The 24,936-nt window shown below is 34.5% G+C and carries 24 protein-coding genes; 4 read left to right on the top strand and 20 right to left on the bottom strand.

Annotated elements, in window-relative coordinates:
- Positions 1 to 29: 29 nt before the first annotated feature.
- From BLT95_RS01615 to BLT95_RS01520, 19 genes are all read right to left on the bottom strand, one after another.
- Positions 30 to 746 (bottom strand): acylneuraminate cytidylyltransferase family protein, encoded by a 717-nt coding sequence (locus BLT95_RS01615; RefSeq protein WP_089664330.1) that lies wholly within the window; start codon positions 744 to 746, stop codon positions 30 to 32.
- A complete protein-coding gene (locus BLT95_RS01610; protein WP_089664329.1) occupies positions 731 to 1,489 on the bottom strand; it encodes an SDR family oxidoreductase in 759 nt (252 codons plus the stop codon). The genes BLT95_RS01615 and BLT95_RS01610 overlap by 16 nt, the downstream gene beginning before the upstream one ends.
- Entirely contained in the window at positions 1,489 to 2,382 is an 894-nt protein-coding gene (locus BLT95_RS01605) for a Gfo/Idh/MocA family oxidoreductase (protein WP_089664328.1), read from the bottom strand. The genes BLT95_RS01610 and BLT95_RS01605 overlap by 1 nt, the downstream gene beginning before the upstream one ends.
- A complete protein-coding gene (locus BLT95_RS01600) occupies positions 2,367 to 3,200 on the bottom strand; it encodes an aldo/keto reductase (protein ID WP_089664327.1) in 834 nt (277 codons plus the stop codon). Before BLT95_RS01600 ends, BLT95_RS01605 begins: the two co-directional genes overlap by 16 nt.
- The gene (pseC, locus tag BLT95_RS01595) at positions 3,187 to 4,389 is read right to left on the bottom strand and encodes a UDP-4-amino-4,6-dideoxy-N-acetyl-beta-L-altrosamine transaminase (RefSeq protein WP_089664326.1); all 1,203 of its coding nucleotides are present in this window, start codon (positions 4,387 to 4,389) and stop codon (positions 3,187 to 3,189) included. Before pseC ends, BLT95_RS01600 begins: the two co-directional genes overlap by 14 nt.
- Positions 4,390 to 4,392: 3 nt before the next feature.
- The gene (gene pseB, locus BLT95_RS01590) at positions 4,393 to 5,403 is read right to left on the bottom strand and encodes a UDP-N-acetylglucosamine 4,6-dehydratase (inverting) (RefSeq protein WP_089664325.1); all 1,011 of its coding nucleotides are present in this window, start codon (positions 5,401 to 5,403) and stop codon (positions 4,393 to 4,395) included.
- 310 nt (positions 5,404 to 5,713) lie between these two features.
- Positions 5,714 to 6,925: a hypothetical protein gene (locus BLT95_RS01585; RefSeq protein ID WP_089664324.1), complete on the bottom strand. Its 1,212-nt coding sequence runs from the start codon at positions 6,923 to 6,925 to the stop codon at positions 5,714 to 5,716.
- A gap of 25 nt (positions 6,926 to 6,950) precedes the next feature.
- The gene (locus tag BLT95_RS01580) at positions 6,951 to 7,880 is read right to left on the bottom strand and encodes a glycosyltransferase (RefSeq protein WP_089664323.1); all 930 of its coding nucleotides are present in this window, start codon (positions 7,878 to 7,880) and stop codon (positions 6,951 to 6,953) included.
- Between the two features lie 378 nt (positions 7,881 to 8,258).
- Positions 8,259 to 9,248, bottom strand: a complete 990-nt coding sequence (locus tag BLT95_RS01570) for a DegT/DnrJ/EryC1/StrS family aminotransferase (RefSeq protein WP_347584299.1) — start codon at positions 9,246 to 9,248, stop codon at positions 8,259 to 8,261.
- Between the two features lie 136 nt (positions 9,249 to 9,384).
- A complete protein-coding gene (locus tag BLT95_RS01565; RefSeq protein WP_089664321.1) occupies positions 9,385 to 9,924 on the bottom strand; it encodes an acyltransferase in 540 nt (179 codons plus the stop codon).
- Positions 9,921 to 10,331, bottom strand: a complete 411-nt coding sequence (locus BLT95_RS01560; RefSeq protein WP_089664320.1) for an FdtA/QdtA family cupin domain-containing protein — start codon at positions 10,329 to 10,331, stop codon at positions 9,921 to 9,923. Before BLT95_RS01560 ends, BLT95_RS01565 begins: the two co-directional genes overlap by 4 nt.
- Entirely contained in the window at positions 10,321 to 10,722 is a 402-nt protein-coding gene (locus BLT95_RS01555; protein WP_089664319.1) for an FdtA/QdtA family cupin domain-containing protein, read from the bottom strand. The genes BLT95_RS01560 and BLT95_RS01555 overlap by 11 nt, the downstream gene beginning before the upstream one ends.
- 1 nt (position 10,723) lies before the next feature.
- The gene (rfbA, locus tag BLT95_RS01550; protein ID WP_089664318.1) at positions 10,724 to 11,584 is read right to left on the bottom strand and encodes a glucose-1-phosphate thymidylyltransferase RfbA; all 861 of its coding nucleotides are present in this window, start codon (positions 11,582 to 11,584) and stop codon (positions 10,724 to 10,726) included.
- Positions 11,585 to 11,591: 7 nt separating this feature from the next.
- Entirely contained in the window at positions 11,592 to 12,635 is a 1,044-nt protein-coding gene (gene rfbB, locus BLT95_RS01545) for a dTDP-glucose 4,6-dehydratase (protein ID WP_089664317.1), read from the bottom strand.
- A 2-nt stretch (positions 12,636 to 12,637) separates the two neighbouring features.
- Positions 12,638 to 14,032 carry a UDP-glucose 6-dehydrogenase gene (locus tag BLT95_RS01540; RefSeq protein ID WP_089664316.1) on the bottom strand — a complete coding sequence of 465 codons (1,395 nt, stop codon included), beginning with the start codon at positions 14,030 to 14,032 and terminating at the stop codon, positions 12,638 to 12,640.
- Positions 14,033 to 14,070: 38 nt separating this feature from the next.
- Positions 14,071 to 15,351 carry a nucleotide sugar dehydrogenase gene (locus BLT95_RS01535; protein WP_089664315.1) on the bottom strand — a complete coding sequence of 427 codons (1,281 nt, stop codon included), beginning with the start codon at positions 15,349 to 15,351 and terminating at the stop codon, positions 14,071 to 14,073.
- On the bottom strand, positions 15,348 to 16,016 hold the full coding sequence (locus tag BLT95_RS01530) for a GNAT family N-acetyltransferase (protein ID WP_157718001.1): 669 nt from the start codon (positions 16,014 to 16,016) through the stop codon (positions 15,348 to 15,350). The genes BLT95_RS01535 and BLT95_RS01530 overlap by 4 nt, the downstream gene beginning before the upstream one ends.
- Positions 16,017 to 16,080: 64 nt before the next feature.
- Positions 16,081 to 17,082: an SDR family oxidoreductase gene (locus BLT95_RS01525; protein ID WP_089664313.1), complete on the bottom strand. Its 1,002-nt coding sequence runs from the start codon at positions 17,080 to 17,082 to the stop codon at positions 16,081 to 16,083.
- 310 nt (positions 17,083 to 17,392) lie between these two features.
- A complete protein-coding gene (locus tag BLT95_RS01520; RefSeq protein ID WP_089664312.1) occupies positions 17,393 to 18,400 on the bottom strand; it encodes a LacI family DNA-binding transcriptional regulator in 1,008 nt (335 codons plus the stop codon).
- A 117-nt stretch (positions 18,401 to 18,517) separates the two neighbouring features.
- Here BLT95_RS01520 and BLT95_RS01515 point away from each other — a divergent pair, with 117 nt between their 5' ends.
- From BLT95_RS01515 to BLT95_RS01500, 4 genes are all read left to right on the top strand, one after another.
- Positions 18,518 to 18,982: a DCC1-like thiol-disulfide oxidoreductase family protein gene (locus BLT95_RS01515; protein ID WP_089664311.1), complete on the top strand. Its 465-nt coding sequence runs from the start codon at positions 18,518 to 18,520 to the stop codon at positions 18,980 to 18,982.
- Positions 18,983 to 19,224: 242 nt separating this feature from the next.
- A complete protein-coding gene (locus tag BLT95_RS01510) occupies positions 19,225 to 19,545 on the top strand; it encodes a phosphoribosylpyrophosphate synthetase (RefSeq protein WP_089664310.1) in 321 nt (106 codons plus the stop codon).
- A gap of 98 nt (positions 19,546 to 19,643) precedes the next feature.
- On the top strand, positions 19,644 to 20,141 hold the full coding sequence (locus BLT95_RS01505) for a Dps family protein (RefSeq protein ID WP_089664309.1): 498 nt from the start codon (positions 19,644 to 19,646) through the stop codon (positions 20,139 to 20,141).
- 12 nt (positions 20,142 to 20,153) lie between these two features.
- Positions 20,154 to 21,035, top strand: coding sequence for a mechanosensitive ion channel family protein (locus BLT95_RS01500; protein WP_089664308.1), 882 nt, complete (start codon positions 20,154 to 20,156; stop codon positions 21,033 to 21,035).
- Positions 21,036 to 21,187: 152 nt separating this feature from the next.
- Here BLT95_RS01500 and BLT95_RS01495 read toward each other — a convergent pair whose 3' ends face one another.
- Positions 21,188 to 24,907, bottom strand: coding sequence for a metallophosphoesterase (locus BLT95_RS01495; protein WP_089664307.1), 3,720 nt, complete (start codon positions 24,905 to 24,907; stop codon positions 21,188 to 21,190).
- Positions 24,908 to 24,936 lie beyond the last annotated feature (29 nt).

Below are 24,936 nucleotides of genomic sequence, written 5' to 3'. Positions count from 1 at the left end.
GCAAAAAAATTAAAATATCTACAAGAAGATTATTTGCCAATCTTACTATTCATAAAATATTTAGCCATCTCTAAATCTTCATATTCATCAATATCAATTGCTTTAATCCAATTAATTGGAAAAAAGGAATAACCAGATCCATAAAAACTCTGGGATTTTTTCAATTCCTTCACCCTTGATATCCAGATTGCGCCAGTAGGACAATATAAATCGGGTTGATCCTGTGACCTCTTCATTCTTTCAGATTCCGGAAACACTGGTTTAGCAAGTCCTTGCTTATCTATCTCGTGTGCCCACCATGGATTCATCCAACCATACTTGAAACAACTAATTTGAAAATCCAGATCTTTCTTAAAAAAATTTTCAATGGAGTCATCAATGTCAGAACTTGTACGAAGCGGGCAATTAGCCATCAATTGTACTACTATTTCATGCTTGGAATACCCCTCATCTTCCCATTGATCAAGTGCATGAATTGTCGCTAAACTAATTGGAGAGTGATCATCTGAATTTAAACTTCTCAAAAATGGAACCTTGGCTCCATACCTTTTCCCAATATTTGCAATTTCTTCATCATCAGTACTTACTAATACTTCATCTATGTATTTAGATTTTAAGGCTGCCTCAATGGTCCAGGCTAACATAGGTTTTCCGTGAATTTCTAAAATATTCTTTTTAGGAATTCTCTTCGATCCTCCTCTAGCTGGTATTATCGCAATAACTTTCTTATTTACCATATTGTCCATCCACCATCAACTTTTAAGTTCTGCCCAGTCATATTTTTTGAATTTTCTGAAATAAGATAATCTACAGGACCTATGACATCTTCATCTATTAACATTTTTTTTTGTGGTGTTAAGTTCAAATATCGTTTTTCGAATTCGGAATCTGTTCTACCTTTAATTCCACCAAAGCTCACACAATTTACTCTGATCTTTGGCGCTAGTCTTACAGCTAATTCTTTGGTAAGGTGAATTTGCGCTGCTTTACAAACTCCATAATGTATTGGTGACGAATTTTCAAAATCCTCGTATAGTGATGGTGTTGGACCTACAACGCCATACATAGAAGAAATGAAAATAATATTAGCTAATTCATTATCACTTTTGTTCTTAATCGCAAGTGTTAACCGATAAGGAAAAATTACATCAATGTAAAATTCACCTGCGAAGTTACGATTGGAAATAGATTTGTCATCGTCAATCTTTAAAAATTCTAGTGATCTAGCATTATGAATAATATCTGTAATTGAAATCTTATGAAAATCCAGAAAATTCAAGATTATATTCTCAGCATCAGAATCATTGAAATTTACTTCAATAATCTTTAACTTATCAAATTGTTCTTCTGTTAGCTCATTTTTTTTCTCTGTTAAAAATCGATTCTTATTAGTAGAAGTAGTTATAACGTTTAAACCATTAGCAAGGAAATGCTTCAACAATTGAAATCCTACCTTTCCACTCCCACCTGTAATTAAAATATTTTTCATTACCTACCGTTTTCTAAAATTTCAATCGCCTCCAAAGTGTCATTCCTATTTATATTAGGCTCGCTCCCTCGGATCACATTTATAAATTTCTCCAGAGATCTTTTAAAACAGCTGTATGAATCTAAAAAATCTTTTTGAACCACTCCATTCACCCCATAAAACTTAAATCTTAAAGGTAGAGATAGCTTTCCTGTAACTTTAAGGTAGGCTGAAATATTCTCCCATTGTACTAATGTGCTGTGAATACCTTTATTCTTTAATCTATGAATAGAAATAAGGTTACCTCGTTCTGGATTTAATTCAATTATTGGCTCGATTAAATGTATAGCATAAGTGTCCCATTTATTAGGTACTTGAGCTTCAATATGTATTAGATCTCCTAAGTCCCTTTTTTCTTCTAGTGACAATTTTAATTCTTCCGCAAAACGTAGTGATGAACAGGTGAAAATTTGATTCTCTGTCCTTTCACTATTAATAATATTCTCTGCCTCTTTTTTAGAAAGAGCTAGTGGTTTATCAATAAAAATTGGTAAACCTGCTTTTATAAATGGTCTAGCCATATCTTCATGATTCTCTGCGTCATCTCTCGCCAATAGTATTGCGTCCACATGGTTGATCATATCTTCCGGATGTTCAACAACATTTAAGATCTTAGAAGCATTTGCAATATCCGCAGAAATTGTCTTATCCTGAGTCCAGATATGAGTTACTTCACCCAGATGACCTAAACCGTCTTCTGGAAAGCTTTGTCTACTTAAATATTCGGGTATAATAGGAAACGGACATTCTTTCATTGCTAATTTATCATAGCCATTAAAAATTGCACTCCAAGAATAAGGATGTCCATTCCCCTCACTCATCCCTATAACACCTAATTTTAATTTGTTGGCCATCGTGAAGGAATTAATATATCTTCATTAATATGATTTTCCAGGTCTGGTAAAGCGCTGGTATTCTGAATGCTCTTAATATTATCTTTTAATTGATTCACATTCTCTACACCTATAATAGTTTTATCAACAAAATCTTTTTCTAAAACGAATCTCAATAAAGCGCCGTTAAGAGTTGAAATCTTCTGTAATTGTCCTAAGCTAGGTTTGATTTCATCAAAAAAATCACTTAGATCTTCCGGGGACATAAAGAATAATCCCTGAAGAAATGTTGATCTTGTATGAATCTCACATCCCAGTTGTTTTAATTTAATAATTTCATTTTCAAATCTTCTATCAAAATAATTGTATGGCACCTGTACTAAATCTGGAATTAGATTTTTTTCTAGTAAATAGCTTAATTCAGATGGTTCATTCAGCGAAAAACCAATTTTTTGAACTCTGTTACTAGATTTTATTTTTGACAATTCCGCCCACCTGGAAGGATTCTCAATCAAATTTAGCGGTCTATGGGCCAGATATCCATAGATACTATTTACACCTAAGCTTTTTAAACTTTCTTCAAATTGAATTAAAATTGATCTCCCATCTTTCGGTGGCATGAACTTGCTTATAATATTAAAACAGCTTAAATCATTCTCACCAAGTACTTCTTCAGAATTCCCGTAGGCTGAGGCTGAATCTAAAATCAAAATATTGTTATCCTTAGCAAGTTTTAGAATTTGGGCAACTTCAGCATTCGAGGTTTGGCCATTTTTGTTTGATATACCGTAAGCCATTCCAAATTGTACAGTTCCCAAACCAATTTTACTTTCCAACATAAAAAGATTCTATTTTTTCAATCACAAAATCTTGTTCGGTTTCAGTTAAAGTAGGAAACATGGGCAGGCTTATACACCCCTTATAATAGTTTTCCGCATTTGGCAAATCCCCTTCCTCCCAACCTAATCCTCTATAATAAGGCATTAAGTGACAAGGTATATAATGTATTTGAGCGAAAATTTTGTACTCCCTTAAATAATTATAAAGTTCTAATCTATTATTAACTTCAAGGATATATAAATGATACGCATGCCCCTCAACGATGCCAGATTGAGACCTCACAAATGATGCATCTTTAAAAGCTTCAAAATATTTTTTCGCAATTTCTCTTCTGTTCGTCAAACCTTTATCTGCACGCTTTAACTGGTTTGAACCTAAGGCTGCTTGAAAATCTGTAATTCGATAATTGAAACCTAAATCCTGCATTTCCATATACCAGCCAGGAAATTCAGGGGAATTATTTGGTGAATCATCCCCTCGAGCAAATGATAGAGAATTCTCAAAACTATCCTGATCCTTTGTTATTCCATGCGTTCTTAGTTGTAAAAGTTTATTGTATAACTTCTCATCATTGGTAGTAATCATACCTCCTTCTCCACTCGCAATATGCTTAACAGGATGGAAAGAAAAAATAGCTAAATCTGCATACTTTCCATTTCCACAGAATTCTTTTTCACCATTAGTTTCAAAAAATCCTCCAGGAGCATGGCATGAATCCTCTATTATCCATAGATCATACTCTTCAGCAACTTTTCTAAATGCCTCCAGATCTACTGCTCTTCCGGCAAAGTCAACAGGAATAATTCCCTTATAAGTCCCTTTAGGTTCAGCTTCCAAAAGTTTGCGAACATTATCAATATCGAGAAGATAAGTTTCCGGGTCTATATCTACAAATACGACTTCACCTCCACAATATCTTACACAATTAGCAGAGGCAGCAAAAGTAATTGGCGTAGTTATAACCTTATCTCCTTTTTTAACATTTAATGCGAGAGCACAAAGATGGAGTGCAGCCGTACCATTTGAAACCGCAACAGCGAATTTAGAATCCACATAATTCGCGAAAGCTTCTTCAAACTCAGCAATCCTAGGACCCTGTGTAAGGTAATCTGACTTTAAAGTGGACACCACCGCTTCAATATCTTCTTCTGTGATATTTTGTCGACCGTATGGAATTGGGTTATTCATAAATTATACTTCAAAGGTTGGATCAACGTGTTCCTTAATTAAATTTCTAAGATCTTCAACTGTTTCCCACTCTTCATTTTCTCCTGAATTATATTGAAACCCGGGAGCTACTTTTTTTGCATTAAATTTATCAACAAAATCTTCTAAGTGCCACTTGTGAGTAGCAGGTAAAATTGTATAGTATTTTCCTAAATCATAGGTGTAATAAGAATCTGAATCTGTGATCATTTCTTCGTGAATTTTCTCACCCGGTCTAATTCCTACTACAGGCTTCTCACAATTTGGACCAATTGCTTCGGCAATATCAGTAATTTTATACGAAGGAATTTTAGGCACAAAAATTTCACCGCCCCATGCATGTTCCAAAGCATGCATGACCATATCTACACCACCCTGAAGGGAAATATTAAACCGGGTCATTGTTGGGTCTGTAATAGGTAACACTCCTTCTTTTTTCTTTTTAAGAAAAAATGGAATAACAGAGCCGTTAGACCCCATAACATTGCCATAACGCACCACAGAAAATTTAATTGGATTCCAGCCGGTTATATTGTTAGCAGCAACAAATAATTTATCTGAAGCCAATTTTGTGGCTCCGTATAAATTAATAGGAGCAGCAGCTTTATCGGTAGAAAGTGCTACAACACGCTCAACACTTGTTTCAAGACTGCCATTAATAATATTCTCAGCTCCCATAATATTTGTTTTCACACACTCCATAGGATTATATTCCGCAATCGGTACATGTTTCATCGCTGCTGCATGAATAACGTAATCTATCCCCTTTAATGCTCTTTTTACTCTCGCTTCATCCCTTACATCTCCAATAAAAAATCGAATTTGAGGAAAGTCCTTTGCTGGATATTCCTGAGCCATTTCAAATTGTTTCTGTTCATCCCGGGAAAAAATTACCAGACGTTTAATATAAGGGAATTCTTTGAGGATATGTCCAGTTAAAGCTTTGCCGAGTGAACCGGTACCTCCTGTAATTAATATTGATTTATCTTTTAACATTCCTAAGTTATTATCTTTAATTTTTTTTAAACTAGTTTATATAAATCATTCTCCTTAAAGGCTAGTTTAAATTTTTTATTTATTCTTAAATTGGATTTTATTAAGAACCAATAATTGAATTTTTTGCACATAAAATTTACTATTCTAATAATCAAAGTCGAAGCTATTGAAAATGGAATTTTAATTTTTGCGAAGTTAATTATTCTATCAAGCTTAATTCCTAAAGTAATCTTAAACCTATGGTGAACTAAAATCCTGTTTTGGATTCAACATTTACAAATATTTTAATTATACATTGATTAACGGCCCTTTATTCTAGAGCAATCACTTCATAATTTTCCCTGAATTCATCATCTGGCTGAAAAGAATAATCATATCCAACCTGCTCCAAGACAGGATTCTGATAATCGTTCAAGATGTACAAATATCTTATAGGTCCAGCCAAAAACACTATAGACCCTTCGGGATATTCATTTTTATATTTCTCTGCATTATTTAACTGCTCCCCATAAACATCTTTATATCTGAAAATTCTCAGAAATAATAAAAGGCAAATTACCATCAATGAAATGTTTGAAATGTAGATGAACTTTTTATTGATATTCCTCTCATTTCTAACAAATAACATAAAAATATAGGGAAAGGTTATAATAAAATAATGAGGAAAAACCTGAATGAGAACAGGAACTAAGTTTACAATTATTCCTAAAATTAAAATACCAGAGATTTTATCCTTAAAAGGTTTTATCTTAAGAAATAGTAAAGGAAGAAGCAATAACAGAAAAACTTTAGATCCTACTAGCCAGGTGAAAAGTGATCGGGATCTGGAAACATTTTTCTGACCATATCCCCTTCCGCTGAGTTGATCTAATAATTCTAAAAAAGAAACATTATTTATAAAAACATAATATATCAAAAAAAGAATTACAGGGATAGAAGCCCCTATTAAGAATTTTATTAGATTTTTTTTATTAAAATTATGATAATAAAATATTAACAGGAAAAAAGGAATAAAATTAAAGACCCCATATTGTTTCACAAGAACGCTCAAAGATAGAAATGCTCCAGCTAAAAAAAAATGTTTATTTATTAAAAACCAAAAGGAACAGAAAACGCATAATATCAAATAAACCTCAAGATTTATATTAATTCCATCGGAACTCAATATAGCTAATATTAAGAATAAGCTTAAGAATAATGATTTCTGCTTGTTCAAATTTAATTTTCTAGCTAAAAGGTATAATAGACCCGCAGAAGAAAAGATAATCGCATATTGGAAAAATAAGAAGTAGTTATAATCGGGGTCTTCAAAGAATAAAAATATTAGAGAATTAAGATACATCATCAAAGGAGCATAAAGACTACTGATATCTTTATAGGGAACTAAGCCATTTGAAATATCTCTTGCGATGGCCAGGTAATATGGAGCATCAAAACTTATATAGGCATAGATAAGGCTTAAAGCAGCCAACAAAGAGAGTACACATCCCCATAATCCGTTAGAAATTTTCAATAATCTCATTTTTTATTCTTTGAATAACAATAAATCAATTATTTTTCTTCACAATATAACCAGGCCGAGCCTTAACCTCTTCATAGATACGCCAGATATACTCCGCAATAATACCAAGAGAAAATAATATCAAACCACTAAAGAATGAAACGATTATAATTGTGGATGTCCAACCAGGCAGAATTTCACCCCAAAAATTCAGATTACCAAAAATTTTAATGTAAACATAAAACACAATTATCAGGAAGGCAATAAGAGAGAAAAACAACCCCAAATTGGTAATAATTTTTATGGGCCATGTGGAAGAAGAAAAAAAGGTATCCTTAAATAATCTAATTTTCTTTTTTAGCGTCCATCTGCTTTTATTATTTATCCCCTTCACCCTTTCATATGGATAATATACAGGTGAGAAGCCGAGGCGTAGAACTTCAATAATACTAGATGTATTGATTGGATGAATTCTATGGTTAATCAAATCAATAAGTTCTCTATCAATAAAAAAAGAATCTGCCCCACCCTTAGGAAAAGTAACCTCAGACAGATAATTAATAATTTTATAATAAGAATGAGATAATAAATTATTTAAGTATCCATCATTTCTCTTTTCCCTATATGGTATAATAACTTTTTCCCCTTGCTCCCAAATCCTATACATATCAACTATAGATGAATAAGGTTGTTGCTCATCATCTGGTAGTATTGTTACGCATTTACCCTCACATACGCTTAAACCGGCAAAGATTGCATAATGTGAAGAATAATTTTTACTCAATTGGTATGCTCTAACATTATTATTAGAAGATTCAAGTTTCTTAGCTATTTTAAATGAATCATCAGTTGAACCGTCATCAATAACAATAAACTCAAAGGGAATTTCATATTTGCTTAACAATAAGCAAATTTTATCATAGACATTGTTAATTCGTTCTCCACTATAATAGGAAAGTAAGATTAAACTTAACATATATGTTTAGATTTAAATAGGTAAAATGATAAAATGAAGTTCCACAACATAGTCAAGGGAAGAACAATGTAAGCTAAAATAAAGTGTTCAAATGTCAAAATATTCTTCAACAAGCCTAACATTAAAACACCAATTAACATTCCACTGAGATAAATAAGGAAATACATCAAACCCTTTTTCAGTTCGAGTGGTGACTTGAAAACGAAGAGTGAGTTCATAAAATATGACAAGAGGATGGTTGAAAAATAAATTATTGAATAAGTTAGAATAAGTGGGGTTTGAAAAACTTCAATAAATAAATAAATTGCCCCGATTGAAATTAGAGTAGTGATAACACCTACTCCTGAAAAACCGGCAAAAATTGAAACTAGTTTTCGATTAAACTGAAAATTCATTAATTATATGTATTATCGAATTAACCTCGTCAGCTATCATATTGGGTCCAATAGGCAAACTAAGAACTTCATTATGAATTTTCTCAGTAATAGGAAAATTTAAATTGTTCCACTGGCAGTAAGCTTTTTGTTTATGCGGTGGAATTGGATAATGGATTAAAGACTGCACTCCGCATTTGGCCAAATATGTTTTAAATTCTTCTCTATATTTCGTTCTAATCACAAAAAGATGCCATACATGAGTATTGCATTTCTCTACCTTACCATTTACTTCCGGTAATATTATTTCAGGATTTTTAATGTTTTCTAAATAAAAAGCCGCAACCTCTCTCCTTCGCTGGGTTTCCTTATCTAAATATTTCAACTTCACATTAAGGAAAGCTGCTTGAATTTCGTCTAACCTACTGTTTAGACCCTGAAATTCATTGATATATTTTTGTTTACTCCCATAGTTTCCTAAGGCTCTAATCACCTGAGATAAATCATCATCGTTTGTGGTTACGGCCCCAGCATCTCCTAATGCGCCTAAATTTTTCCCAGGGTAGAAGCTAAATCCAGCTGCATCTCCCAAAGACCCTGTTCTTTTTATTTGCCCATCCTTATATTTAAATTCACCTCCAATTGCCTGAGCATTGTCTTCAATTATTTTTAAATTATATTCTTGAGCCAACCTTTCAAGTCCTCGATTCCAGCATACCTGCCCGTAAAGATGAACCACCATAATGGCTTTGGTCTTTTCTGTTATACTTTTTTCAATTTTAGTAATATCGAGATTATAAGTATTTATATCTGGCTCCACCAAAATCGGTTTTAAATGATTATCGGTAATAGCAAGAACAGAAGCTATATACGTGTTTGCAGGCACTATTACTTCATCTCCCTCATGCATTACTCCGAGTTCTAAATAAGCCTTAAAAATTAACCTTAACGCATCCAGGCCATTCCCTACTCCAATCGCATTGGATACCCCTATATAGTCCTTTAAGTGGGATTCAAATTTATCTACATTCTCCCCTGTAAATACCAGCCTGAATCTATAACAGATGAAGCTGCATCTTTAATTTCCGAAGAATATTGATCGTTTATAGCTTTTAAGTCAAGAAATTTTATCATACTAATACGGGTTCTCCATTTTGCAAGGTGAATTTATTTCCACTTTCATCAGTTAGTGAAAGATCGAGAATTACTCCTCCTCTTGTTATATATCCTTTATGTTTTGCAGGATTTCCATACCATAATGAAAAATCCGGCAAAGATTTCGTTATCACACTTCCGGCCCCTATAAATGCAAATTTTCCGATCGTATTACCTGCAATAATGGTAGAGTTTGCCCCAACTGAAGCTCCTTCATTAATAAAAGTTTGAGCAAATTTTTCAGGATATTGTTTTGATCGGGGTATTAGGTCATTGGTAAAAGTTACATTGGGACCTATAAAAACATTATCACTTATTCTTAATCCATCCCACAGTTGAACACCGGGCTTTATGGTTACATTATTACCTATGACAACATCATTCTCAATAAAGACATTAAAATTTACATTACAGTTCTTACCAATTACAGCTTGTTGCAACACTACGCAAAACTGCCATATATCGGTATTCTCACCAATATTATCCGAATATACCTCTGAGCTAGGATGGATCATTTAATCTTTTTAAATTCATTATAGTCCCTTATATAATCATTCTCTTCATACTTATGAGATGCTAGAACTAAACATACTGCACCTGAAGAAAAATTTTTCTCCGCTGCCCATATACCGGGAGGGATATGCAACCCAAAATTTGGGCGGTTTAAAGAAACGTTTTTCTTATTCCTGCCATCGTCTAGTTCAACATCAAAACTACCACCCACGGCTATCAAGAATTGATGGCACTCCAAGTGGGCATGCGCACCGCGATCTTCACCCCCAGGGATATCATACAAATAAAAAACTCTTGAAATACTAAAAGGTAAATTTTCAAAATTAGTGACAGGTGTTATATTGCCCGCCCTGTTACTAATTTGGGACAATTCTATTATAGAACAATTATATACCGTTTCATCTCTCATCCTTGCTTATTAAAAAATCTTCGTAATTCCTGATATAATCTGATTCATTATAGTCTGTAGAGCTTAAAACTAAAGCTACTGAATTAGTAGAGAAATTTTCCATACTACGCCACAATCCGTTTGGTATATATAGTCCGTAATAGGATCTATTTAGCGAGTATGTTCTTTTCTCTTTACCATCATCAACGATTACATCAAAACTTCCTGATAGAGCAACTATAAATTCATTTTGTTCTTTAAAAGCATGGCCTCCTCTTATCTGTCCACCCGGCACATCATATATCCAATATATTCTCTCAATTTTAAAAGGTATGTGATTCTCTTCTTCTATAAAAGATAGATTACCCCTAGGATCTTCGTGTTTTGGAAGGTCGATTATTTTAACGTTCATATTATGCTAATAAAGATTGAAGATAGACTCCATACTTACTTTTTCCATATTTTTGAACAGCCAATTCAACTTTATTTCTATCAATAAAATCATGTAAATATGCGACTTCTTCCAGACATCCAATCATCTCGCTTTGTCGATTCTGTAATACACGAATGAACTCTGTTGCATCATCTAAGGACTCTACTGTACCAGTATCGAACCAGCTCATCCCACGAGTCATTACACCTACCTCCAGCTGCCCTTCTTGGAGATACATTTGATTAATTGTAGAGATTTCTTTTTCTCCTCTTGCTGATGGTTTTACTTCTTTGGCATAATCAACCACTTTATTATCATAGAAATAAAGTCCCGGCACAGCATATTTTGACTTTGGTTTTGTTGGTTTTTCTTCTATGCTTATCGCCTTATTATTCATATCAAACTCAACTACACCATAGCGCTGGGGATCTTTAACCGGATAAGCGAAGATTGAAGCGCCTTCTATATTGATCTTACTCCTTAAAAGCGCGCCCAAACCATTACCATGAAAAATATTATCTCCAAGCGCAAGGGCCACTTTTTCTGAGGCTATAAATTTTTCTCCTATTAAAAAGGCTTCCGCTAAACCCTTAGGCTCTTCCTGTACTTCATACTCAAAAGAGCACCCCAAGTGAGAGCCATCTCCTAAAAGTTTTTTAAAGGCTTTCTGATCATGAGGAGTTGTAATAAATAATATTTCCCTTATTCCCGCAAGCATTAATACAGAGATAGGATAATATATCATAGGCTTATCATAAACAGGTAATAATTGCTTACTAACTGCAATAGTTATAGGATATAATCGTGTCCCACTTCCTCCTGCTAAAATGATACCTTTCATACTTCTCTTAATTATATTGTTTACTATAATATCCCTGATATACTCCAGAAGTTACATTTTGCAACCATTTGTGGTTTGATAAATACCAGTTTATAGTTTTTTCTAAACCTTCTTCAAAAGTTACTGACGGTTTCCAACCTAATTCATTATTAATTTTATCTGCATCAATGGCATATCTTTTATCATGACCAGGCCTATCTTTCACGTATGTAATTAACTTTGCTGAATCTCCCTCATTTCGGCCTAATTTAATATCCATCAGTTTGCATAGTATGTGAATGAGATCTATATTTTGCCATTCATTAAAACCTCCAATATTGTAGGTTTCTTTTATCCTTCCCTGATGAAAAGCAAGATCTATAGCAGCAGCATGATCTTTGACAAAGAGCCAATCCCGTGTATATTTACCGTCTCCATAAACCGGGAGTTCTTTTTTATTTAAAATATTATTGATGAATAAAGGTATTAACTTCTCTGGAAACTGATTCGGACCATAATTATTAGAACAATTAGAAATTATATAAGGAAGTCCATAGGTTTCACCATAAGCCCTCACAAAGTGATCTGAGCCAGCCTTGGAAGCTGAATAAGGAGAGTTTGGATCATAAGGAGTATTCTCAGTAAACAACCCATCGTCACCTAACGTACCGTAAACCTCATCTGTACTTATATGATAAAAGACCTTATTAGTAAAATTATCCCAATATTTCCTTGCAGCATTCAAAAGGTTCAATGTTCCAATAATATTTGTTTTGACGAAAATTAAAGGATCATTTATAGAACGGTCTACGTGAGATTCTGCTGCAAGGTGTATTACATTGTCAAATTTATATTTCTCAAAAAGCGTTTCAATTTCTTCAGCATTATTAATATCTGCTTTCAAAAATGTATAGTTATCCTCTAATTCTACATCCCTCAAATTTTCAAGATTTCCGGCATAAGTTAGCAAATCAAGGTTGAAAATTTCGTATTCAGGATACTCTTTAACAAACAACCTCACCACGTGTGAACCTATAAATCCTGCTCCTCCAGTAATTAAAATTCGCTTCATATTTAACTTCCTATTGCATAAAATTCAAATCCAATTTCTTCCATGGTTTGCTTAACCAGTAACCTTCTACCGTCAAAGACAAATGCCGGTTTCAGCATATCTTTATAAATATTTTTCCAGTCCAGCTGCTTAAACTCATCCCATTCCGTTAAAACCGCAACGGCATGGCTCCCTTTTGTAGCCTCATAAGCATCGTTTACAACACTTACCAGGGAGCGGTTTTCCTGTTCACTTCTGGTTTCCAAGGAATCCAAATCAGCATAGATCTGTTCCATCTTAACCTTAGGATCATATACCACTATTTCGGCTTGTTCATTTAACAAATAGTCTGCCACATAGATAGCCGCCGATTCGCGGGTATCGTTCGTGTCTTTTTTAAAAGCCCATCCCAGCAAAGCAATTTTTTTACCGGAAACCGTATTAAATAAAGTCTTTACCATATTGGCCGCAAACCTTCGCTTCTGATGATCGTTCATTAAAATCACCTGCTCCCAGTAATCCGCTACCTCGTTTAGACCTAAAGATTTTGAGATATATACTAGGTTTAGAATATCTTTCTGAAAACAAGATCCTCCAAAGCCTACCGAAGACTTGAGGAATTTCACGCCAATCCTGGTATCCATTCCCACAGCTTTCGCCACATCGTTTACATCGGCTCCGGTTTTTTCACATAATTCAGACATTGCATTAATACTGGACACCCGTTGCGCTAAAAACGCATTGGCTGTAAGTTTAGATAATTCGGAGGACCAAACATTTGTAGTTAATAATCTTTCTCTTGGTACCCAGTGAGCATAAATATCTACTAAAGCTTCCACGGCTTCTTTACCTTCTATAGTATCAATATCTCCTCCAATAAGTACCCGATCGGGATTCATTAAATCATCTATCGCAGTTCCTTCCGCTAAAAACTCAGGATTAGAAAGGATTTGGTAACTCACACCATTTCCGGTATTATCTAATATATTCTTCAAGGCCTCCGCCGTGCGAACGGGCAAAGTAGATTTTTCTACGACGATTTTATCATTTTTTGAGACCCTTGCAATTTGACGGGCACAGAGCTCAATAAATTTAAGATCAGCAGCCATACCCTTACCTATTCCGTAGGTTTTGGTTGGCGTATTTACCGAAATAAAAATCATATCGGCTTCGTTGATAGCAGCATCGACATCGGTTGAAAAGAATAAATTTCTATCCCGAGTTTCTTTTACTACGTCCGACAAGCCGGGTTCGTAAATTGGAATATTCTCTACATCTTCATTATTCCAGGCTTCTATTCTTTCCTCATTTATATCTACTACGGTGACGTTTATTTCAGGACATTTTTGAGCTATCACTGCCATTGTAGGTCCGCCTACGTATCCAGCTCCTATGCAGCATATATTTTTTATTCTCATTCCCAATTATTTAGCTTAAAGTCCAAACAAAAATTAAATTATAATTTTTTATCACATTTATCACCAAGCACTCCCTTCACGTCATATACAACAGCATTCTCATTTTTCAACTGGCTAAAATCTAATTGTAAAAATTCTTTATGAGCAACCGTAAGAACAACGGCATCATACTTCGCTTTCGGAAGTTCTTTTACTGTGTGAAGTCCGTACTCGTACATTACCTCTTCGGGATTGGCTAGCGGATCATAGATAGTAACCTCTGTACCATATTCCTTAAGGTTCTTGATCACATCTACAACTTTGGTATTTCTAACGTCAGGACAATTTTCTTTGAAGGTAATCCCCATCACTAAAATATCGGCTTTTTTGATCCTTTGATCATTCTGGAGCATTAATTTAACAACCTCTGATGCTACATATTGCCCCATCGAATCGTTCATTCTCCTACCTGCAAGAATTATCTCAGGATGATAACCTATTTCCTGAGCCTTCTGAGCTAGATAATAAGGATCAACTCCAATACAATGACCACCTACCAAACCAGGTTTAAATGGAAGAAAATTCCATTTCGTTCCAGCAGCTTCTAAAACAGCCTGAGTATCAATCCCCATCATATTGAAAATTTTAGCAAGTTCGTTTACAAAAGCAATATTAATATCTCTCTGAGAATTCTCAATAACTTTCGCAGCTTCAGCTACTTTTATAGTTGGAGCTAGATGAGTTCCAGCTGTAATCACTTCAGCATAAAGCTCATTGACTTTTTTCCCAATTTCCGGTGTTGAACCTGCCGTAACTTTTAATATTTTATCTACAGTATGTTCTTTATCTCCAGGATTGATACGCTCCGGTGAATAACCTACAAAGAAATCCTCATTAAATTTCAAACCACTAATTTCTTCGAGAACCGGTATACACTCATCTTCTGTCACTCCGGGATACACTGTAGACTCATAAATAACAATATCTCCCTTCTTTAAAACCTTTGCGACTGTCTGACTACTCTTATATAATGGAGTTAGATCTGGCCGGTTATTTTTATCCACAGGTGTAGGGACCGTAATTATGTAGTAATTACAATTTTTTAAATCCTCAAAATTTGCTGAACAATAAAGCCCCTTTTTATTATCATCATCTTTTTTTAAAACATCCTTTAGAACTGAATTTTCTACCTCAAGAGTCGAATCGATACCATCCATTAATTCCTTTACTCTAGATTGGTTTATATCAAAACCAACAACGGGATATTTAGTAGAAAATAACCTCGCTAATGGAAGTCCAACATATCCAAGACCTATTACGGCGATTTTTTTTCTATTCATTTATTATAATTTATTTTCCAAAGGTGATAAACGAATTCCGGAGTTTGAAGTTCAAAGCCGAACCTTCTAAAAGCACCTAGGGCTTTTTTATTAATCTCTTGAGTACCGCTCACAAGATATTTGCATTTTTTTTCAATTAACTTGTTTTCAATTGCTCGCATAAGGGCAAAAGAGACTCCCTTCCCTTCATAATCCCGGTTCACTGCAAATAAAGGACCAAAACCATTATCTCCCTCTATTTTTAGAGTCCCAAAACCAACAACTTTTTCATCCACCTTATAAACTAAAACCTCATCAGCTACAATTCTTTTTACAGAATTGGTTATCCACTCTTCAAAAATTTTATCGTATGTTTCTTGAGATATTCGATGATCACGCCCAAATCTTCCCTCTTTTCCTGCCAATTTCGCTAAATCGATTAATTCAGGAGAAGGTATTTCATCTTTATAACTAAATATTTTAGGATGATTAATAGTTTTCGACTTAACTTCTTTAATTATTGGAACACGATTGTAAACCTTAACAATCTCATAATATCTATTTTCAAGCTTTTCAAAATCCGGTTTTGAAGAATTAAAAACTATTAGTTCTATATCCTGTTCATTTAATTGTCTTAATTTGTTATTTGAATTTTTCCAGAGAAAATCCTTCTTGGCCTTAGCCACTTGAAAACCAAAAAAATTTGTATCCCACTCTAGTAATTGAAAATTATCTGACATTTAAGTTTATCTATCTAAGGTTATTCCAATACCAGTTAACAGCCTCTTTAAGACCATCTTCAATATGAAACTCTGGTTTATATCCTAAAAGCTTCTCAGCTTTTTCAACAGAAGCTAACGAGTGTGGAATATCACCTGGCCGATTTGGACCATGCTTAACTTCCACTTTAGCAATTTCAGAGTCATATGCGGAAAGGTGCTTTTTCAAAAGTTGAGTAAGCTCTACAAGGTTCGTTCTATCACCTACGGCCGTGTTATATACCTGGTTTACAGCTTTAGGATCATCAGCTAATATTGCTAGTAAATTCATCTGAATCACATTGTCTATATATGTGAAGTCACGTGAATAAGTGCCATCACCGTTTATCAACGGACTTTCGTGCTTCATAAATTGCATAACAAACTTAGGTATTACCGCAGCATAAGCTCCATTTGGGTCCTGCTTTCTTCCAAAAACATTAAAATACCTTAATCCAATGCTGTCAAAATCATAAGATTTTTTAAAATTATCTGCATACAATTCGTTTACATATTTTGTAATTGCATAGGGAGAAAGTGGCTTTCCAATGTTATCTTCAATTTTGGGTAATGCTTCGGAATCTCCATAAGTAGAAGAACTTGCTGCATAAACTAAACGTTTTACGCCAGCATCCCGAGCAGCAACTAACATATTTAGAAAACCTGAAATGTTGACCTCATTACTAGTAACGGGGTCTTTTAAAGACCTTGGCACAGAACCTAAAGCTGCTTCATGAAAAACATAATCAACATCCTTGCAAGCTGTGTTACAGGTATTAATATCCCTTATATCACCTTCAATAAGTTCAAATGCAGAATTATTGATAATTGCATCCAGGTTCCTTTTATGGCCTGTAGCAAAATTATCCAGGCACCGCACTTCAGCGCCAAGAGAAATTAATGTTTCACAGAGATTGGAGCCAATAAAACCTGCTCCACCAGTTACTAATATTTTTGAAGTTGTAATTTTTTCTTTCTGATGTTCAGTGATCAAGATTTAAATTTTTAACAATTTGCAATGCGCAAATATAAAATATCTAGACAAAAATTTATTAATGCCGGACTTAAAGAATTGCCAAAATAGATAAGACCCTTATACCAAACCCATACCACGGAATAATTTAGTGTATATTCTTTTAATTAAATGCAATAATAATCTAACCCTAATAGAAAATTATTTTATGATTATCGTTCCCAACCGTATCATTTATTGATTCTCAAACAAAACTTTTGTAGAATTTGAGATTTAATAAAAACTTTTCTGTCTATTATTTCAATTATTGACCTTATTATTAAATTTAATTTTAAAACCTCGTAGACTCCAAATGAACCAAAGTCGTTGCGATAATTTTCTCTTGAAATTTACCCGATTCATATTTGCCATCCAGACGATTATTTAAAACCTCCACAGCGGTAGAACCTAATTCCTGAGGATGTTGTTCTATATAACTTAAGGAAGGAGTTAAAAATTCAGCGATATCTTTACTTATATAACCTATTAATTTCAAGTCTCCAGGAATATTTACATTTTCTTCGTAAGCGATTCTTGTAGCCATCATTGCACTCTCAAAATCTGTACACAGCAATGCTTCAACTTTTTCCTCAGTTATAAGTCTTTTAATTTTTTTTCTTAACTCATCTGGTTTCGTGCTGGTCGCTTTTAAAATCGCATTTTCGTAATCCAAAGCCTCCTCATAGCCTTTTATCCTAAGCTGACCTATGCCAACATGATGTATCGCTGATGCCAGTCCAATTTTTTCTAATCCCTTTGCCCCAAAATATTTAGCGGCATCATAAAAACTTTTCTCATCATCCACTCCTACCTTATCAGCCGGGAGACCTAAATTAATCCTGTCATAGATCACTACGGGAATATCATAATCTAAAAGAGCGAAAAGATGATCGTACTCCTGTTTTTTCTGAGTTTCTTCTGATACTGCTATCAAAACACCGTCTACAAAACCGGAAGTCAATAAATCACAAATTTGCTTTTCACGATCGAGGGACTCATTAGATATGTAAGTGATCACCTGCTGACCATGTTTTTGTGCTTCGGCTTCCATTCCTGAAAGTACCCTGGCAAAAAAACTATTTGAAATATTTGGGATTACTACCCCTATAGTGCCGGTCTTGCTTTTTTTAAGATTAACCGCAACAGGATTTGGCCTGTAATTGTGCAGTTTGGCAAGCTCCCTAACCCTTTCAGCAGTTTTAGGGCTTATTTCCGGACTATCATGCAAGGCTTTGGAAACTGTTGAAACGCTTACATTCAGTAGTTTTGCCAACTCTTTTAAAGTTATTTTACTTTTCATAGGCCATGTGGAAATTAAGTATAAAGGTTAAAAAAAATACTGAATTGGCACAAATAAAGATTTTAGTTTTGTTTTAAAATTAATTTTTAAGCCTCTATCTTTAAAAAAAGAAAAACATTGTTTGAAAAGATTAAATACACTAAAAACCCGCCTGCTAACAATATTCTGATATGGGATGGGGATTGCGGATTTTGTAAGTTTTGGAAAACCAGGTGGGAGATAAAGACCAAAGGGAAGGTTGATTTTAAAACCTTTCAGGAAGAGGCAGTCAAATTTCCAGATATTCCAGTAAAAGAATTTAAAAAAGCCAGCAGACTTATAGAAACTGATGGACAATTATATAGCGGACCAGATTCTGCTTACCGTAGTATGTGGCATTCTGGGAACAGGAAATGGCATGAATTATATTCTTCAAATACTATATTCAGATCCTTAAGTGATCATAGCTACAATCATATTGCTAAAAACAGAGCTTTATATTTTAAACTTACTAAAATTTTAGTTGGTGATAATCCTCTAAAGTTCAAACCCTATTGGCTATTATATCTAATTTTATTCATCATATTTTTTAGTTTTATATGAAAATGCCTAATTCATATTGGTTTTACATCCTTGCTGCGATGATAACAATTGTTGGCATAGTTACCGGATGGTATTTCTTTTTGTTGTTGGTGTTCCCATTAGGTTTTTTTAATTCCAACAAAGAAGACAATTAGGCTTCTCAACTCCCATATACACGGAGTTAAACTTATCCTAAACCTCCCTTAGTTTTTGCTTAAATGCTGCATTCAGTGTAATTTAATTTTAAATAAAATTGAACTAAAATGAAAGATTACGGTACACTATCACAAGCAATCAATAAATTGAAATTAGAAGAAGGATATGAAGAAGATTTCAATTTACTTGATGAAAAAATTGAACTAAAATCCAAAAAACAAAAATTCGGTGTTGAAGAATTTGAAGTAGATAAAGTATTACGATTTGAAGGTATGAGCAATCCAGATGATAATGCCATACTTTATGCGATAACTACTTCGAACAATCAAAAAGGAACCTTGGTTGATGGCTATGGGATTTCTAGCGGACAGATTTCAAAAGAAATGATGAAAAAACTAGACCTCAAAGACCATAGAGCTTTGGATTAACTATAGTTAAACTTCTATTAAAACCGTTTTGCAGGTTGGGCAAACCGCTTAACTATTATATTTTTGTATAGAAAATTAAAAAACAATAAATAAAAACTATGAATTATTTAGGTTTGGACTCAAACAAAACAAAAAAAACCGTTGAGGAACTTAACGTGCTTTTAGCCGATTATCACATATACTATCAGAAACTAAGAAATTTTCACTGGAACGTGATTGGTAAGAATTTCTTTGATCTTCATGAAAAATTTGAAGAACTTTATGATGATGCAAAACTCAAAGTTGATGAAATTGCTGAAAGAATTCTTACCTTAAGATATCAACCAACAAGTAACTTGAGTGATTACCTTAAAGATGCTAACTTAAAAGAATCCCCTTCAGATATTTCAGACAGTAAAATGATCGAATTACTATTGGAGGACCACGGATTGCTTCTTAAACAGATGAGAAAAGTTGTGGATGTTGCAGATGCAGGCGGAGATGAAGGAACTATTGATCTTATTGGGGCTTACATTCGTGAATTAGAAAAAACGAGCTGGATGTTGGATGCATGGAAAATGAAAACCAGTGAACAGCATAAACCCGTAAAAAAATAATTCCCTTAAAATATGCAGGACTTCAACATTCAAGATTCAATAAAAGGTATCTGGGATAAATTAGAAGGTTGGATGGACACTATCATTTTAGGTCTACCCAACTTTCTTTTAGCTATTCTGGTTTTCATCATATTTATTTTTATAGCTAAATATGTTGGGAAGATATTCGATAAAATTTTCCACAAAAGCATCAAACAGGATTCCATCAGGCAAATGGCTGTAAAAGTCATTAAAGCAATTGTAATACTCATTGGTTTCTTTATAGCTCTAGGCTTATTAAATCTGGACACAGTCCTTACATCAGTACTTGGTGCTGCCGGTGTGGTTGGTCTGGCTATAGGTCTTGCCTTGCAAGGAACTTTAAACAATACTTTTTCCGGGTTAATATTAAGTTTCCTGCCAGAACTTCAAATTGGTGACTGGGTAGAAACGAATGGTTTTGCTGGTTCTGTAATGGAAATCAATCTCAGGAATATTGTTATAAAACAATCAGACAATAATTATGTGATAATCCCTAATGGTAAGATCATAGATGAACCTTTCAAGAACTTTACGAGAACAGCGCGATCCAGAGTTTTTGTGAATTGTGGTGTTGGTTATTCTTCAGATCTTGAAATGGTAAGAGAACTTACCATTAAGACCATTGAAGACATTTTCCCTCAAAGGGGAAATGAAGAAGTGGAATTAATGTTTCAGGAATTTGGTGATAGTTCTATTAACTATGTTCTGAGGTTCTGGACAGATGTAACGAAAAACAGGGATATATTAATTGCTCAAAATACTGCAATAATAGCTATCAAGAAAGCTTATGACGCTAAGGGTATCAATATTCCATTCCCAATTAGAACTATAGACTTTACCAATAAATTATCTCTTAATAAAAATGGAGATTAATAATATGGATTAAAACAAAAAAAGCCCGCTCAAAGTAATGAGCGGGCTTTTTTTATTCAAGATTTTAAGAATCCCTAATAACGTGCAGATATTGATAAGCTATTTCAGTACAATATCATCTAAAAAGCTTAAACACTTTCTATATATTTTGATTAGAATTTAAGACCTAAAGAAAATTGAAATCTTGCTCCTTCACTTCCTGCAAACATGCTAACTTTTCCCTGGATTGCATCTGCACTATTTATCCATAGTCCGCCTCCATAACTATCATGCCACACCTTAGAGTTTTCGTTCTCAGTCCAGACTCTACCTAAATCATAACCTCCATAGATCCCCAACTGGAATGGAAGAAAACTTGTTTTTACGGTATCAAACGAGTAGCGAAGATCAGCTCCTGCACCAAAAGAACTTTTACCGGAATATCTTTCCAGTCTATAGCCTCTTAATCCACTTTCCGCTCCTAATTGTGCGGATTGATAAAATTCATATTCCTGACCCATATTAATATGAGCCTCTGCCCTTGTTTTCAAAACAAGCTTTCTATTTCGCGTAAGCGCATTGTAGAAGCCCATATACGGCTTGAAATAACCATATTGACGGTCTGGATTGGCTGTATTCATTTTAGCACCAAGATTTAACTCAAACAACATTCCTCTGGTAGGTGCCAGACGATTGTCATAACTTTCATATCTATACATGGCATCTAATCCTGCAAAATATTTTCTTTGGAAAAAATCGGGATCAGAGTTTACAAAATCTTCAGTAATGAATCTTCCCTCGTCATCTTGCACCTCAATACCTTCAAAGCTTGCAGTGAACCCAAAGAAGCTACCAAAAGGTGTTTTATTTACTAATGCAGCCTTAGCTGAGTATTCATTTAAGCCTACTCTATTATAATCTAATTCAAGATCATCCTCAAAGTTCCTGGTCTCATTTCCGAAACCAAAGAAATTTTCGGAATACTTTGGGCTTGTATAATGCGCGCCCAGTAATAGATTATATTTTCCAATAATACTTGCAAATTCAGCCTCGTAGTTCAATTCAAATCCATTTGTAGCAGAATGATATTCCCCGTAAAAGGTATATTGAGACGTAAAAGGATTTCTTTTGAACTTATTAATGGACTTCACATATTCCAGACTAAAAGAAAATGCCTCATCTGGATTATAACCTAGATCTGGAAGTATAGAACCAGACGAAAACGTCTTTTTATCTTTATCGTAAGTATTAATCTCATAGTTATCTGTAAATCTAACTTTAGCATTCGTTAGTTTATTTACAGTATTGGGAAGCGATTTATGATCGTACAATTTTAAATTAGCTCCATTATCTATGGTATAGATATCGTTATTCTGCCCCCCGATGACCCGGACGAATATTTTAGAATCTCCTGTTCCCTTTACTTGAATTTTATCATCATCATCCAATCCATAAACCCATATCTCTTTGGTCTCACTGAATTTATAAATTTTATCACTTAGATTTTCAGCTCTTTCACCATCTTTATTTCTGGTAATGGTCACTCTCGTATTTCCATCTTCCAGGCGTACTACATCGATGAAATCATCTTTATCTGTACCAGTAACAATCGCTAATGCGGCCAGTTTGTCGTAATATCGCTTTGCGATCTCAACAATATTATTACGCCGCCCTTTCACGTTATTTATAAGCGTTTCTGTTGTTTCTCCCATTGTTTCTTTTGGCAAATTAGAAAAAGCATCAATTATGGCTTCATCCGTTACATTCTCCTGAATGTATTTAGCCTGAGTGAGCCATGCTTCTTTGCCGGTATTCTGTAAAAGCGACCTGTCAAGTCCCATGGCAGCGATATTAAACCACTCCACATCTTTAATGTCATCTCCATATACAGCAAACTGATTAGCAAAACCAGTGAGTGCGCGCAGTGTTCCAAAAAAAGCTCCGTCAAAATTTGAAAACACCTGGTCGCGATCCCTTGGTATTGGTATAAAATGGTGCTTACCCTCAGCATCTTCTACTTCGGCCCATCTCCATTGATCCTGATGTCTATCCCAGTCACCAATAAGCATATCAAAAATTCTTGCCCTCACATAGGCATCTTCATCCAAAATGTACTTCTCATCCCTTCTCAATCTCTCAATCATATCTGCAGTACTTACGATATCATGACCCGGACTTCCAAAATTTTCATAATCTTTCCAGCCCTCCTCTGGTCTTTCTACAATCATATAGATATCATCCCCATGAACAGAATTATATTTTCCCAGAGCTTCCTGTTTTGGTAAATAAAAAACTTTTGGATTGGTATGAAACACCCCCGCAGCATCACTAAGCCCAGGAATTGCAAGAAAACCATATGGATGGGCAGCAGTATAAAAGTCTGTAAGCAGGTTTTCAGCAACCGTATTCTCCAGTTTATTTTCTACAGGCTGATTTTTAAATGCCACGTTTTGAAGAAATAACAGCGCATCTTTTCTTAATCTTCTAATATTATACTCTCTGCCTAAACTATCTTTTACTCTCAAAGAAACAGTTTGATGTCCTCCGCCTTCACGAACAACTTTCAAACCACCATAGAGCGTATCAAGGTCAGCTACTTTTAAGTTTACATTTGTCCCATAAAGTTCACGATATCTTTCACCCCAGACAGTTTCATGAACGGGGCTCTTATCTGTATCGTCTTCTTTATAAATAGAAGTAGTTATTGTTTCCGGAAAACTATCAGGATAATCCTTGAACTCAAATGGAACAGGGGTTTCTAAAATCTCTTTCTGAAAAAGCAATTTTGGTTTGTTGTCCTGATTTCCATAAAAACTCACCCAGGATGAACCATCCTTAAAAATATCCAATACCGCAAAACCCTGGCCATTATAGGCGAAAACACCGTCATTACTTAAAGTGGCATATGAAGCTTTAGATCCAGAACCAGAAACGATCTGTTTAACACTGTCATGCTCAATATATTGAAGCGAATGCTCATGCCCCGATGCGAAGATCACTCTTTCAGACCCCTGGGCTATTACAGATAATCTATTTGCCAGGGATTTATATCTATTATTCTGTGCATCCTGAATAGAAACTCCACCCGTAGTTCTTATCAACGTCGCTAAAGAACCCAGAATAGGCAACGGTATTTTCTTCTGGGATGGGTAAATATGCCTATCTATTGTATACTGACCACCATGCACTCCATTGGTATAGATAGGGTGATGCAATGCAATTAAGACCGTTTTATTTTGATTTTTCTTTATTTCAGATTCCAGTTCCAGGAACATAGCTTCCCTGGTCTTAATCTGTTCACAATTATCATTAATCTTTGGATTTTTATCCCAGTCTTCCAAATACCATTGAGAATCAATAACAATAAGCTGAATATTTTCTGAGATCTCTAAAGATTCAAGACCACAGCCAATCTCCGGGCTCCAAAGTAAAATATCCTCAAACTTACTTTTCAAATAATCTTTTTGGCGTTCTAGACCATTCAACTTTTCATTATACCAGTCATGGTTACCGGGAATAACTACTACTTTTCCCTTATAATTTTCTATAGCATCCAGTTGAGCATCCAGGCGATATTCAGCCGCCTCCCGATCTGGAGATCCTTCCGGCGGCATTCCGTCAGGATATATATTATCCCCTAAGAATATGGTATAATTTTCTGTTCTGTTTACAGAATCCAGGTATGTTTTAAAAGCAATAAGACCTAAAGAGGTTCCCCCGGGAGGAGAATAACCACCATCTCCTAACAGATAAAAAGACTTTTCAACTTCCTTATTATTGGGATATCCAAACTCAGATGTTGGCTCTCCATCTCTATATTTAGGTTCCACTGTAGCACAGGAATAAACAAGAAATAAGATGATAAACGGGGCTAAAAGTTTAACTTTTTTCATAGAAATTATTGGTCAATTTTTTTTGTAAT

It is taken from the genome of Gramella sp. MAR_2010_147 (genome assembly GCF_900105135.1).
In the GTDB taxonomy this organism is placed as follows: domain Bacteria; phylum Bacteroidota; class Bacteroidia; order Flavobacteriales; family Flavobacteriaceae; genus Christiangramia.
This window is presented reverse-complemented; position numbering and strand designations above follow the sequence as displayed.